The 13,291-nt window shown below is 49.1% G+C and carries 15 protein-coding genes and 1 tRNA gene; 12 read left to right on the top strand and 4 right to left on the bottom strand.

Annotated features, from left to right (window positions below):
* Positions 1 to 10 precede the first annotated feature (10 nt).
* On the top strand, positions 11 to 1,426 hold the full coding sequence (locus ACNSPV_RS07325; protein ID WP_008401432.1) for a relaxase/mobilization nuclease domain-containing protein: 1,416 nt from the start codon (positions 11 to 13) through the stop codon (positions 1,424 to 1,426).
* A 169-nt stretch (positions 1,427 to 1,595) separates the two neighbouring features.
* Here the strand turns inward: ACNSPV_RS07325 and ACNSPV_RS07320 are convergent, their stop codons facing one another.
* Complete coding sequence (locus tag ACNSPV_RS07320) at positions 1,596 to 1,961, bottom strand: helix-turn-helix transcriptional regulator (RefSeq protein ID WP_021651271.1); 366 nt, start codon at positions 1,959 to 1,961, stop codon at positions 1,596 to 1,598.
* A 147-nt stretch (positions 1,962 to 2,108) separates the two neighbouring features.
* On the opposite strand from ACNSPV_RS07320, the gene ACNSPV_RS07315 reads away from it, so the two are divergent.
* The 9 genes from ACNSPV_RS07315 (at position 2,109) to ACNSPV_RS07275 (ending at position 9,712) form a co-directional block, all read left to right on the top strand.
* On the top strand, positions 2,109 to 2,294 hold the full coding sequence (locus ACNSPV_RS07315) for a helix-turn-helix domain-containing protein (RefSeq protein ID WP_050005652.1): 186 nt from the start codon (positions 2,109 to 2,111) through the stop codon (positions 2,292 to 2,294).
* A 42-nt stretch (positions 2,295 to 2,336) separates the two neighbouring features.
* Complete coding sequence (locus ACNSPV_RS07310; RefSeq protein WP_021651273.1) at positions 2,337 to 3,011, top strand: response regulator transcription factor; 675 nt, start codon at positions 2,337 to 2,339, stop codon at positions 3,009 to 3,011.
* Positions 2,999 to 4,177 (top strand): HAMP domain-containing sensor histidine kinase, encoded by a 1,179-nt coding sequence (locus ACNSPV_RS07305; protein ID WP_044961421.1) that lies wholly within the window; start codon positions 2,999 to 3,001, stop codon positions 4,175 to 4,177. The genes ACNSPV_RS07310 and ACNSPV_RS07305 overlap by 13 nt, the downstream gene beginning before the upstream one ends.
* An 87-nt stretch (positions 4,178 to 4,264) precedes the next feature.
* Positions 4,265 to 5,140: an ABC transporter ATP-binding protein gene (locus tag ACNSPV_RS07300; protein ID WP_044961423.1), complete on the top strand. Its 876-nt coding sequence runs from the start codon at positions 4,265 to 4,267 to the stop codon at positions 5,138 to 5,140.
* Positions 5,137 to 6,213, top strand: a complete 1,077-nt coding sequence (locus ACNSPV_RS07295; protein ID WP_021651276.1) for a hypothetical protein — start codon at positions 5,137 to 5,139, stop codon at positions 6,211 to 6,213. Before ACNSPV_RS07300 ends, ACNSPV_RS07295 begins: the two co-directional genes overlap by 4 nt.
* A gap of 457 nt (positions 6,214 to 6,670) precedes the next feature.
* Positions 6,671 to 7,093: an RNA polymerase sigma factor gene (locus ACNSPV_RS07290; protein ID WP_205506556.1), complete on the top strand. Its 423-nt coding sequence runs from the start codon at positions 6,671 to 6,673 to the stop codon at positions 7,091 to 7,093.
* Positions 7,094 to 7,600: 507 nt separating this feature from the next.
* Positions 7,601 to 7,804 carry a hypothetical protein gene (locus ACNSPV_RS07285; RefSeq protein WP_117851693.1) on the top strand — a complete coding sequence of 68 codons (204 nt, stop codon included), beginning with the start codon at positions 7,601 to 7,603 and terminating at the stop codon, positions 7,802 to 7,804.
* A 133-nt stretch (positions 7,805 to 7,937) separates the two neighbouring features.
* The gene (locus ACNSPV_RS07280; protein ID WP_015553872.1) at positions 7,938 to 8,114 is read left to right on the top strand and encodes a hypothetical protein; all 177 of its coding nucleotides are present in this window, start codon (positions 7,938 to 7,940) and stop codon (positions 8,112 to 8,114) included.
* Between the two features lie 89 nt (positions 8,115 to 8,203).
* Complete coding sequence (locus ACNSPV_RS07275; RefSeq protein ID WP_348583872.1) at positions 8,204 to 9,712, top strand: recombinase family protein; 1,509 nt, start codon at positions 8,204 to 8,206, stop codon at positions 9,710 to 9,712.
* 309 nt (positions 9,713 to 10,021) lie between these two features.
* On the opposite strand, the gene ACNSPV_RS07270 is transcribed toward ACNSPV_RS07275, so the two are convergent.
* Complete coding sequence (locus ACNSPV_RS07270) at positions 10,022 to 10,615, bottom strand: xanthine phosphoribosyltransferase (protein ID WP_249238316.1); 594 nt, start codon at positions 10,613 to 10,615, stop codon at positions 10,022 to 10,024.
* A 225-nt stretch (positions 10,616 to 10,840) separates the two neighbouring features.
* On the opposite strand from ACNSPV_RS07270, the gene ACNSPV_RS07265 reads away from it, so the two are divergent.
* Complete coding sequence (locus tag ACNSPV_RS07265) at positions 10,841 to 11,710, top strand: patatin-like phospholipase family protein (protein WP_249238315.1); 870 nt, start codon at positions 10,841 to 10,843, stop codon at positions 11,708 to 11,710.
* Between the two features lie 86 nt (positions 11,711 to 11,796).
* Here ACNSPV_RS07265 and ACNSPV_RS07260 read toward each other — a convergent pair whose 3' ends face one another.
* Positions 11,797 to 12,708, bottom strand: a complete 912-nt coding sequence (locus ACNSPV_RS07260) for a LysR family transcriptional regulator (protein ID WP_339396268.1) — start codon at positions 12,706 to 12,708, stop codon at positions 11,797 to 11,799.
* 261 nt (positions 12,709 to 12,969) lie between these two features.
* Here ACNSPV_RS07260 and ACNSPV_RS07255 point away from each other — a divergent pair.
* Positions 12,970 to 13,044, top strand: a tRNA-Thr gene (locus ACNSPV_RS07255).
* On the opposite strand, the gene ACNSPV_RS07250 is transcribed toward ACNSPV_RS07255, so the two are convergent.
* Positions 13,033 to 13,281 carry a hypothetical protein gene (locus ACNSPV_RS07250; protein ID WP_348583875.1) on the bottom strand — a complete coding sequence of 83 codons (249 nt, stop codon included), beginning with the start codon at positions 13,279 to 13,281 and terminating at the stop codon, positions 13,033 to 13,035. The genes ACNSPV_RS07255 and ACNSPV_RS07250 overlap by 12 nt on opposite strands.
* Positions 13,282 to 13,291 lie beyond the last annotated feature (10 nt).

The following is a 13,291-nucleotide window of genomic DNA, read 5'->3' as shown; positions in this document are numbered from 1 at the left end:
GGAATGATTTTTGGCTACCACAACTTTGTTACAGCGCCATGCGGGCGAAGGCGAAACGATTGCTGAGGCTATCCGGGATTGTCTGGACTATGGCAAGGACCCGGAGAAAACAGAAAGCGGAAAGTATATCTCCGCTTATGAATGTGATCCGGCCACCGTGGCGGACGAGTTCCTTTTGGCAAAGGCCAGCTATGCCGCTATGACGGGCCGGGAACAGAAGAAAGAAAATAATGTGCTGTGCTATCAGATACGACAATCCTTCTATCCGGGCGAGATCACCCCGAAGGAGGCGAACCGTATCGGCTATGAGCTGGCTATGCGCTGGACAAAGGGGCGGCACGCTTTTATCGTTACCACGCACACCGATAAGCAGCACATCCATTGTCACATTTATTACAACTCCACCACCCTTGACTGCACCCGGAAATTCCGAAATTTTTGGGGCTCCAGCTTCGCCCTTCGGCGGCTCTCTGACAGGCTGTGCCTTGAAAACGGGCTATCCATCGTGGAGAACCCGAAGCCCCGGAGCAAGGGCAAGTATCGGAACTATGGAGAGTGGCAGAAAGACCGGAAAGGGCCGCTTTCCTATCAGGACAGGCTGCGCCTTGCCATTGATACTGCGTTGGCGGAACGCCCCGCTGATTTGGACGAATTTCTCAATTTGATGAAGCGGGCCGGGTATGAGGTCAAGACGGTTCGGGGCGGCGGTATCAGCTTCCGGCTGACCGGGCAGGGACAGGAACGCTTCACCCGTCTGCGTGCCTCCACGCTGGGGGACGGCTACGACTTGCAAGATGTTCTGTCCGCCATTGAGGGTAAAGAAAAACGCCCCGGGCGCTCGGAGCGGAAAATCAGTCTGGCGGTGGATATTCAAGCAAAGCTGGCTGCCGGTAAGGGGCCGGGATATGAACGCTGGGCGAAGGTATTTAACATTAAGCAGATGGCCGCCGCTCTTGCCTATATACAGGACAATAACCTGACCGATTATGAGCAGTTGGCGAAGAAAGCCACCGAGGCGGCAGACCGTTTCCATGTTATTTCCGAACAGGTCAAGCAGACGGAGCAGGCCATGAAAACCAATGCCGGGCTAAAGGCCGCAACGGTTCAGTATGCCAAAACCCGCCCAGTCTTTGAGCAGTATAAGGCGACGAAGTACAGCCGGAAATTCCTTGCGGAGCATGAGGCCGACCTTGAACTGTACCGGGCTGCACAAGCGGAAATGCGCTCTCTGCTGGGCGGGGCGAAGCTCCCTAAAATGGATGTGCTGAAGGAGGAAGGCCGCAAGCTCACAGCAAAGAAAAAACAGCTCTATGGAGAATACCAGAAGGCACGACGGGATATGCAGGAGATCGTCACGATCAAGGCGAACATTGACACTCTGATGGGCTACACCGAGCCGGGAAGAAAGCAGGAAAAGGAGCGTTAAGGTTATGAAAATAAGGAGCAAAGCGACGCTGACACTTCGGGCCATGTTGGCCCGAAGATACGGGTTTGGGGCGAGCCCCAACAAGCCGCCTTTGTGCCACTTGTGGCCACAGAGGCATTGCTTGCCACTTAGCGGCAGCCCCTAAAATGGCGCAAAAAAACAGAGGTCCTTATTCTGGAACCTCCGTTTCTCTGGCTTTCTTAATGCCCTCGGCTGTGGCTTCTATTACGACAAGCTCTTTTTCAGTCATGGAGTTTAGAAGTACATCAATGTGTTTTCTGCAAGAGCTTGACCTTGCCCCTCCGTCCGCATGAATAAACTGGTCAACTGAAACGTCAAACATAGTAATGAGTTTAACAAAAAGGTCGAAACTGGGATACTGACCTTTGTTCTCAATATTCATAATGGTACGGGAGTCACGGTCTACTAATTCCGCAACATAGGCTTGTGTCCAGCCCTTTTCTTCTCTGGCTCGTTTGAGAGCCGCTCCGAGGCCGTGAAAGTCAAACCTTCTTTCATCTTGGTTCATTCTCATATCACCCTATATCATTCTACATTTCGGGTTGAATTATGAGAATGTAATGAAATTTTACATTAAGTAGTATTTTATTTCGCATCCGTGTAGGCTCTAACTTGTATTATTCGAGGTAGAGAACTATAATATATCCTGTGGAGGTGCGAAATGGACTATATGACATTGAAAGAGGCTGCCGAAAAGTGGGGCGTGACACCTCGTAGGGTAAATTATTATTGTGCCGGAGGGCGTATCCTCGGCGCTGTGAAAATGGCCGGTGTTTGGCTGCTCCCTAAAACTGCGGAGAAGCCTATGGATGCTCGTACAAAAGACTTTCGGAAAATAGATAAATAATTGAAAAAGGATTGCTATATTTGCTGTTAGGAGGTGAGCATAATGAATGCAAAGATACTGATTGCTGACGATGAAAGCGATATTGTTTCTATGCTCGGCAGCTTTTTTGAAAGCAAGGGCTTTCGTGTCTTGCCTGCTTCCAATGGTGCAGAAGCACTAAAGCAAGTGGAAAAACAACCGGATATTATTTTGCTTGACATCAATATGCCCGGAACGGACGGGTTAGAGGTTTGCAAGCGTATCCGCGATCACATATCCTGCCCAATCCTTTTTCTGACTGCCCGAATCGAAGATACAGATAAGGTAAACGGCTTTGCTGTTGGCGGCGACGATTACATTGTGAAGCCCTTTTCACTTATGGAACTTGAAGCGCGGGTGTGCGCTCATCTGCGCCGGGAAGCGCGACACAACTTTGAAGCGCAAGTCAAGTTTTCCGGTGATTTGACGATTGACTATTCGGAACGTTGCTTGTTCTTTGGTGATAAGCGTGTCGGTCTTGCAAAAAAGGAATTTGATATTGTGGAACTGCTTTCTCAAAATCCGGGACAGGTCTTTGATAAAGAACGGATTTATGAGCGTATTTGGGGTTATGACAGCGAGGGCGACAGCAGCGTTGTGGCAGAGCATATCCGCAGGATACGAACAAAGATTGCGGCATATACAGACCGGGTATATATTGAAACAGTTTGGGGGTGCGGATATAAATGGTTAAAATAATGCGACCCGTACAAAATTTATCTCTGCGTAAAAGTCTTGTACTCTATATTGTTCTCTTTGTTATGTTCGCTCTTGCCCTATCAATTATGACTGCTTCTGTATGTGAAACTGTCGCCGATAAAATCAATGAAAAGTACCCTAATACTGGCGAAAAATACTACTTGACGAATGAACAGGGGGAACGTTTGGGAGAAGGAACTTATATTTATAAGGAGCTGCCTGTCTTGAACGAACAAGACGAACAATTGCTTGCTATATTAGATTTGTTGCCAACCGTTACACCCCCTATTTATTCTGCATTCTGTATCATAGCGGCTGCGCTATTGTTTTACAAAAATAAACTGAAAAAACCGCTTGCTGAACTGCGGGCGGCTTCTGAAAAAATAGCGAACAATGATTTGGACTTTTCAATCGACTATGACAGCAACGATGAATTGGGGCAGCTTTGCGCGTCCTTTGAAATCATGCGGACAACCCTTGCGGATAATTTCTCTAAAATGTGGCGGCAAGTTGAAGAAAGAAAAGCACTCAACGCCGCTTTTGCTCACGATTTGCGTACCCCTCTGACGGTACTAAAAGGCTATAATGAAATGCTGCAAGCCAGCGACAATTCCCAAACGAGGGAAACCGCCGCCACAATGGGAAAGCATATTTCCCGTATGGAAAACTATGTGAGCAGTATGAGCAATCTTAGGCGTATGGAAGATACGCAGCCGGATTACAAGTTGATTGACTTGCAACCGTTGGTATCTTCTTTATATGACAGCGCAAAAATCGTTTGTACGAAAAACGGAAAAGAGTTGATTTTACAAAATGACATCCCTATTTTGCAGCTATCTCTTGACAGTGCATTTATCTCACAGGTATGCAACAACTTGATTTCTAATGCTGTGCGGTATGCCCGTACTTTGGTAACAATATCTTTCGCCTTGCATGACAACGGTTTGCTGCTTTCCGTATCGGACGATGGGAATGGTTTTGATAAAGACAGCCTACAAAAAGCCGCAAATCCGTACTTCACAGGGGAAAGCAACCATTCCGAGCATTTCGGACTTGGGTTATATATTTGTAAGCTACTTTGTGAACACCATAACGGTTATCTGAGGATTGAAAATACCGAAGTGGGAGCAAAAGTTTCCGCCTTCTTCAAAACTCCTGTCTTGTAGATAAAAAATAGATATTTACCCGCTATACTCTCCATGAAAACACATGGAGAGTATTTTATTGCTCCCTATGGAGAAAGGAGCTTTTTTATGGAATTAAAGACAGTTGGACTGACAAAAAAGTTCGGTTCCAAAATCGCCGTAGACGATTTGAATATTACTCTGGCTAATGGTGTCTACGGCTTGCTGGGCGCAAATGGCGCAGGAAAAACAACGCTAATGCGGCTGCTTTGCAATATCCAAAATCCCACTTCCGGAAAAATACTGTTGAATGGGAAAAATGCTGTTGGGCTGGGTGAACGCTATCGAAGCCTCTTGGGCTACTTGCCCCAGCACTTCGGATATTACCCGGACTTTTCAGCGTTTGACTTCCTGCTATATGTTTCTGCCCTAAAAGGCTTGGACGAGAAGGCAGCGCGGAAGAAATCAAAAGAACTGCTGGAAGCGGTAGATTTATCAAAGGAAAGTAAGCACAAAATCAAAACTTTTTCGGGAGGCATGAAACAGCGTTTAGGGATTGCACAAGCCATGCTCAATGATCCCCGCATTTTGATTTTAGACGAGCCGACGGCGGGGCTTGACCCGAAAGAACGCGTCCGTTTCCGCAATTTGATTAGTGCCTTTTCCAAAGACCGCATTGTAATCCTGTCTACGCATATTGTTTCCGATGTGGAGTTTATCGCGGAGGAAATCATTATGATGAAGTCCGGGCAAATCATTCATTTTGGAAATCCGCAGGAGATTACTTCTGAAATCAACGGTCAAGTATGGGAATGTACGGTTCCGACTGCCTATGCGGAAAAATACGCGGCTTCCTATAATACAAGCAATCTGCGGAATACCAGCGAAAACCAGACAATCCTGCGGATTGTTGGAGATCGTCCGCCGATGGAAAATGCAGTAAGGGTACAGCCTACTTTGGAAGATTTGTACCTGTTCTATTTCAAAGGAGGCTGTGAAGAATGAAAAAACTAATTTATTTTGAACTGCGGAAGATTTTTTCCAAGCGTTTATCTATGGTTACCCTTATCGGGATACTTCTATTCTCTGCTTTGCTTTCTTTTTCCACCTATCAAAACAAATACGCTTTTGACCAGAACGCCGGTGAAGGTTCCGGCAAAGCAGCAGTAGAAATCGACAAGGAAATCGCAGCAAAGTATGAAGGAATCCTGACCGATGAAAAAGTGCGACAAATGATGTCTGATTTTGCGCCGACATCAGATTTGCATGGGTTGAATGCGGCCTATATTTACCAAAACGCCATGCAATCCGCAGCCTTTTCACGATTTTCAGATCTGAACGGAAATTGGAACGGATTGAGTGTTTCCGATGTGTTCGGTAATGAAGAAATCAAAATTGGCTATGTAGATGGTTGGCTTTCAACAAGTAAAAACATGGTGCGGGTTTTTATCGCGCTTGCTCTTGCGGTTATCATCATGCTTGCTCCGATTTTCTCCGGCGAGTATGAAGGCGTTGACAATATCATATTGACAAGCAAATACGGAAAAACCAAATGTGCTACTGCAAAGGTAGTAGCTGGCATTCTCACCGCCATTCTCACCACTGCGCTGATAGTAGCTTTTAACTTATTTCTTGCGCGTGCTTTTTACGGAACGGAAGGATTGAATTGCAGTATTCTATTTGCTCCCAGCGAATATGTTGAAGCATTTATCCCTTTTAATATCACCTGTGGGACGCTGCTCAAATATCAAATCCTGTTGGCATTTACCTGTACCATCAGCGTTACAGGAATTACATTGTTGATGTCTGCAATCAGTAAAAATCAGATTGTAGCTTTGGTTGCGGCAATGGCAATTTTTCTGTTCCCGGTTTTGCTGCCGATCCCGGAAACAAATCCATTGTTCCGATTGGTCGGGCTTCTTCCTGTCTACCATGTTCTGGCTGTTTCGCTTCTATCGGTGGAACAAATGAGCAACGGTATGCTGTATGCGATATGGGCAATCCCAACGGCATTGATCTTTTTGGGAATTGGCGCTGGTTTTTCTCGCCATATATTTGCGAAGCACCAAGTTTCATAAATATGGAATAATCTGCCGCACGACGGCAAAAGAAAAAAAGCCGTCGTAAAGCAGACACATTCACACGCCCATGAAGCGGTGGCTTTGATTTTCAGAGCCGCCGTTTCTTTTCGTCTATCCTAAACCAACGACGACCTAACACCGTGTAAATCCACGGCGGCATATAGGAGGATTGCCGCCGTGTCTATTTTTGCCTTTTTTCATAGTACCCATGACCTACATCAGTTAAAAAAAGCATAGCTCCGCCTCCGGGTTATTCCGGCTATGTATGCGAAATTTGTTGGAACCTTAATTGTTATGTCATTTCATGCGTCCGTGTGGCTTCATGCCGCCCGGGCGCTTTTGTGTTCTTATGGGGCTGCTTCGGGTCATGTTGGCCCGAAGTCATTCCCCAGTGTCGCTCCCCGCCGCCTTCGTTTCGGTCACTCGTCAACCAACAACCGAAACGGAGGTCAATATGGCTATTATCAATTTGCGGGACTATTACCCATTCTATACATCGGATTGCTTCATGGAAGTATCGGAAGAAGTTGCAGAAATGTTCAAAGAGTTTGATCGTAAAGAGGCTGCCTACCGGCTGCGTACATACCGCCACAAAGCCTACTATTCCCTTGATCGGGATGACGGGCTGGAGCATGAAGCTGTCTTTGTTGCCTTATCTCCCCATGAACTGTATGAGCGGAAAGTGACCATGCAGGAACTTCACGCAGCGATTGCCAATCTGCCGGACAAACAGGCAAAACGGATTTATGCTCATTTCATTCTCGGCATGACCAAACAGGACATTGCCCTGGCAGAGGGCGTCCATGAAAAAGTGGTTCGTGTCGCAATCGAGCGAGGTCTGCGGCGCTTAGAAAAAATTTTGAAAAATTCTTTGTAAGGCGTACCGATTTAGGCCGGAAAATGAAATGGCTTATGAGAGGCAAAACACTTCGGGTCACAATGGCCCGAGGTTCAGACAAGCCTCATGCAGATTGAAAATTGAATAAAAAGACACCCGGATACGAAGGGGAACGCGCTGTGTGACAGACCCGCCATGACCTCGGATTTCAAAGAATACAGTCTTTGTAAAACTGAGCGAGCGAACAGGTCCATGCCATAGGTGGGGCAAGGCTGGCTCCACCGGAACAGGCGCAGAACCCGGATACTTGCGTTTAGTCACAGTCCGAGCGTTGAAGCGGCCTTGCAAGCCGTGAGCCGTCGCAGGCAATGAGAACGCCTTGCCATCAGAATGGGGAGAGTTGAAATACTATGGGGCATGAAGCCTATGCCCGTCCGGTGTGTCTGAAATGAAGTGAAAACCTATGGGGAGCCCCCGGCAATGCTGTCTGATGATAGGCTAACCGATCCGGCGTGGCTCCCCATCTTTTCAAAAAAGGAACACTTTATGGGAAATGCGTTTGGAATGATCCCCGGCTTGGAACCGGACGAATGGAGCAATGACGCCTGCCGTGGTTATGTCATTATGGCAATGGAGGACTGCGGATTTTCAAAGAAGGATATACGGCGTGTTGTGGGGCAGCTTTATGAAGTATTCGACCTCAACAGCGTGGAGGACGCCAAAGAAAAGTACCTTTCCAGTCCTTACTGACCTCGGGCCACATTGACCCGAAGTGGAGAAAGCTCAAAGGGCGGCACCTGCTGGGTGCCGTCTTTTGACATTTCCCCACGGGACAAGCGGGAAAGGCTGGCATATACACGAACTTTCGCAAAGGAGGTTTTCAATGACGCAAGCTGTCACTTATGAACGAGAAACAAAGTCTGTCGCATTTCAAGGGAAGATTATTGTGCTGGAAAGCCTCACGCCGGTACTTCCCCCGAAGGAGAAAGAACAGCGCAAAAAAGAAATTGAGCGTTGTCTTTACGAGGTGTTCAGCAAATATGGGGACAGATTTCCCTAATCATTCGCAACATTGTTGTCCGGGGCTGCTGATGGTATAATATAGTTGTAAGGTTGGTAGCTCCATTCCAACAAGGAAAGGAGCCCAATATGGAATTTATCAGAGAAGATTGTATTTACGCAAGACAGTCAGTAGACCGCAAGGACAGTATCAGCATTGAAAGTCAGATCGACTTTTGCAAGTATGAATTGAAAGGTGGGAGCTGCCGGGTATTCAAGGACAAAGGCTATTCCGGTAAGAATACGGACAGGCCAGAGTTTCAAAAGCTGCTGGGCGAGATCCGCAAGGGAAAGGTTCGGCGGGTCATCGTGTACAAGCTGGACCGTATAAGCCGCTCTATTCTGGACTTTGCAACGATGATGGAGCTGTTTCAAGAGTACGATGTGGAGTTTGTATCCTCCACGGAAAAGTTTGATACTTCGACCCCGATGGGCCGGGCCATGCTGAATATCTGCATTGTATTCGCCCAGCTTGAACGTGAGACAATTCAGAAGCGTGTCACAGACGCCTACTATTCCCGGTGCCTAAAAGGCTTCCACATGAGCGGGCAGGCACCATACGGTTATCAGTTAGAGCCTACTGTGGTAGAGGGTATCCGCACAAAGAAAATGGTTGCCGACCCCGTAGCCGCCGACCATGTTCGGCTGATGTTTGAAATGTACGCTGAACCGGAAACCTCCTTCGGAGATATTACCCGATACTTCGAGGAACATGACATAAAAATTTATGGCAAATCCATGTTCCGTACATTTCTTTCCCAGCTTTTAAGAAACCCCGTTTACGCACAGGCCGATTTGGAGCTGTACGAATTTTTCAAGAGCCAGGGTGCAGCGATTGTCAATGACGCTTCCGACTTTGCCGGAACAAACGGCTGCTATCTCTATCAGGGGCGGGATGTGAAGGAGGACAAGGACAGGTGCTTAAAAGACCAGATACTTGTTATCGCTCCACACGAAGCACTCATTTCCTCTGACACATGGCTTAAATGCCGGAAAAAACTTATGGCAAATACCACCTTCCAGCAGGGACGGAAACCGAAAAATACTTGGCTGGCCGGAAAAATCAAATGCGGGCATTGTGGGTATGCTCTGAAAGCCACCCATGTACCAAACAGCACCGGATATTTCCGCTGTACCAAACGGACGGAAAACAAAGGCTGTCCGGGCTGCGGGAAAATCCGCAAAGAAGAATTTGAGCAATTCATTTTCTCGGCCATGCAGGAAAAATTCAAAGACTTTCAGATACTCCACGGCAGAGAGGAAAAAGTCAATCCGAAACTTACCGCCTATCAAGTGGAGCTGGCACAGGTGGAGGCAGAAATTGAAAAGCTGCTGGATACGCTGACCGGAGCCAATGCGACCTTGCTTGCCTACGCCAACAAAAAAATTGAAGAACTGGACACCCGATGCCAGACCATTTCAAAGGCAATCGCTGAATTGAGTGTTGAAACCATATCGCCCCAGCAGATAAAGAAGTTATCCTATTATCTCGACAACTGGGAGAGCATAGATTTTGACGACAAAAGAAAAGCCGCCGATGGTTTGATCTCTACGATCAAGGCCACCAGCGACCGTGTTCAGATAGAGTGGAAAATCTGACATTTCCGCTCTATCGCCCCTCATTTCTATTTTATCTTGTTTGTACCCCTTGTACACCGATGTTTTCGTTCCTTTTTATACAAAAAAGCGGAGCCAACCTTTTCAGTTGACCCCGCTTGATTTCTTCGCCCGGTCAATTTTTATTTTACCGATGTGTCAGAACCGTCACACATCATCTTCACTCGGTCACGTTTTATTTTACCGACGAGTCAGAACCGTCACTCGTCATCTTCTGCGAAGATTGAAAAGCCTGCGCTTTTCTCATTCATATTATATCACAGCACCCGTTAAAATGCAACGTCTTTTTGTTCAATTTTGGTGCGGCTGGTCGCGGAAGACGATCTCGCCGGTCTCGCTGTTCATGGAGTCCACGATGGCAAGGCTTTCCAGCTGGATGCCCTTGCTGCGGATCAGCTCGCCGCCCTGCTGGAAGCCCTTTTCCACGGCGATGCCGATGCCTTCCACGGTGGCGCCGGCTTCCTTGGCCAGATCCAGCAGGCCCATCAGAGCGCAGCCGTTGGCAAGGAAGTCGTCAATGATCAGTACATGATCCTCTGCCGTGAGGAACTTTTTGGAGACGATGACGTTGTAGATCTTTTTGTGGGTGAAGGACTGGATCTTGGTCTCGTAGTTATCGTAGTCCAGATTGATGCTCATAGACTTTTTAGCGAACACCACCGGCACATTGAACTCGCTTGCCACCACGGCTGCAATGCCGATGCCGCTGGCCTCGATGGTGAGCACCTTGTTGATGGTCTTGCCGGCAAACAGGCGCTTCCACTCCTTTGCCATTTCACGGAACAGCGGAATATCCATCTGGTGGTTGATAAAGCTGTCTACCTTGAGCACGTTGCCCTCGCGTACAATACCATCCTTGCGGATACGTTCTTCCAGCATCTTCATAGCGAACCAGTTCCTCCAAGTCTATTTTCCATCTCCGTGCACTCTCCGGCACACATGTTTTTTATTTCATATAGTATACCGGATGCATCCTGCTTTGGCAAGAGCTTTTCTTGCCAAAGTTCAGCCCTTTCGGCCCTTGTACTTTTTGCAGAATTGAGTATACTAGAATTAGTATAAAGGGTTGTCCGGCAGCTGTGTGCCGGTACTGCGGAGAGGGAGAGCTGTATGAAAACTGGACTTGTGCTGGAAGGCGGCGCCATGCGCGGAATGTTCACCGCCGGTGTTCTGGATGTATTGATGGAGCACGGCATCGTGCTGGACGGTGCCATCGGCGTTTCTGCCGGTGCAGTGTTCGGCTGCAACTATAAGTCGCACCAGATCGGGCGCACCATCCGCTACAACACGGAATACTGCACCGATAAGCGCTATGCCAGCTTTGGCAACCTGCTGCGCACCGGCAATCTGTACAGCGAGCAGTTCTGCTACCACACCGTACCGGAAAAGCTGGACATCTTTGACTCCAAGGCTTTCCGGGAGAACCCCATGGACTTTTTTGTGGTGTGCACCGATGTTCGCACCGGCGACCCCATCTATCACAAGTGCCGCACCGGTGACGCTGAGGACATCCAGTGGATGCAGGCATCGGCCTCCATGCCGCTGGCCTCAAAGATCGTGAAGATCGGCCACTACCAGCTGCTGGACGGCGGCATTGCAGATTCCATCCCGGTGCGGTTCTTTGAGTCCATCGGCTACAAGCGCAACCTGATCGTGCTGACCCAGCCCAAGGGCTTTGTGAAGAAGAAAAACAAGATGCTGCCCGCCATCCGGGCGCGTTACCTGCGCTATCCGGCCTTCGTGGATGCCGTGGCCGACCGCCACGAGCGCTACAACGAGACCCTTGCCCATGTTTCCATGCTGGAACAGACGGGCAAAGCCTTCGTCATCCGCCCGCCCATCCCGCTGGAGATCGGCTCCATGGAGCGCGATGCAGCCCAGCTGCGCCGTGTTTACGACACCGGCCGCGCCGTGGCCGAGATCCAGGTGGACAAGATCGCCGCATTCGTAAATGAATCCAAGGCCGCTGCCGAGGAATAACAGCCGCCGTTCAGGGTGATGTCTCTGCACTTGTGCAGGGCATCACCCTGTTTTTTTTGCACGGACAGCTTTTGCCGCATGCTGCATTACTGGGATACCGGCCTGCCGATAGCAGACTTTGTAAGCATCTGCTGGAACTTGCGCGCCGCCGTGTTCAGCGGGCGGTGGCGGTCATACACCAGACAGATGCTGCGCTCCGGGATGATCTCCTGCAGATGGAGCTGCACCAGCTCCCCGCGTTCCAGCAGTTCTTTTGCCATGGGTTCCGGCACAAACGCAATGCCCAATTCGCTTTTGACCAATGTCAGCATCTGGTCGGTGGTGGCGGCCTCGGTGTCCGGCTTCAGCACCGCGCCATGCTCCAGAAAAAACTGTCTGTAGAAGCTGCGGGTCATGCTTGTATCGCTGAGCGAGATCAGCGGATAATTTTTCAGCTCCTTCAAACTCAGGTTCTGGCTGGCAAGGGCCGTAAAAGTCCTGCCGCCCACCAGCACCTCGTAGAATGCTTTCAGTTCCACCATTTTCAAGCTGCCGTCCACCTCTGCCGGGGTGGATACAACGGCAAAATCCACCTCACCGTTTTTCACAGCCTGCACGGCCTGCGGTGTGGAGTGGTTGGAAATGCGCAGCCGGATGCCGGGATACTCGGTGTGGAAGGCGCGCAGCTTCTCCGAAAGATAGATGTTCAGGGCCGTCTCGGTAGCACTGATGCTGATGGCTCCGTGTTCCAGCGTAGCGCTGGCGCTCAGCTCTTCCTCCGCATCCTGGATCTGCACCGCTGCCGATGCAATGCGGGAATAGAGCAGCTCTCCTTCCGGCGTCAGGGTAACGCCGCGGTTGGAGCGGATGAACAGCACACAATTCAGCTGGCTTTCCAGCCGGTTCATGGCGTGGGTGATGTTGGGCTGATTGCTGCCCAGCACCCGCGCGGCCTTGGTAAAGTTCTGATACTTTGCCACATAGTAGAAGATCTTATAATATTCCCAGTCCACGTACATGGAGCGCCCTCCTCTTTCATGTGAAAAAGATATTGTTGCCATGTGCAGGATTCATTTTGCACATCCTGTATCTTCTCGTATCATAACACCAAAATCAAAATTTGCAAGAGGGAAATCCAAAAGCCCCTCAAGTTCGTTTTGAACTGCAGCGTTTCGGGCCAGCAGGATCTGCCGTGACAAAGTTTCCCGCATGGATATTGACAATCTGCACGATTTCTGCTATCCTATTTCAGGACGGTGATCTTCTGCCGTCCTGAATAGGCTGGTGTGGCGCAATGGCAGCGCAACTGATTTGTAATCAGTGGGTTGCAGGTTCAACTCCTGTCACCAGCTCCAAGAAAAATCCTGCGATATACCGCTAAAATAGCGGCGTGTATCGTGGGATTTTTGCTTTTCTATGCGTTGTGAAACGCCCGGAAAGTGCGACAGCTCGGCAGGTTCGTCTCTGTCGGCACAGCAGCTCCCCACAAGAAAATCCCACCAGAAACGGCGAAGATCGTCATCTGGTGGGATTTTTATGTCATTGTGCAGCTGCGCGGCACGCACTTTCAGCCCTTCGGCAAAGACGGGCATACCCGGCGCT

This window comes from Faecalibacterium sp. 3 (genome assembly GCF_048323735.1).
Taxonomy (GTDB): Bacteria; Bacillota; Clostridia; order Oscillospirales; family Ruminococcaceae; genus Faecalibacterium; species Faecalibacterium wellingii.
Note: the sequence above shows the minus strand (reverse complement) of the source record. Positions and strands in the feature narration are given on the sequence as shown.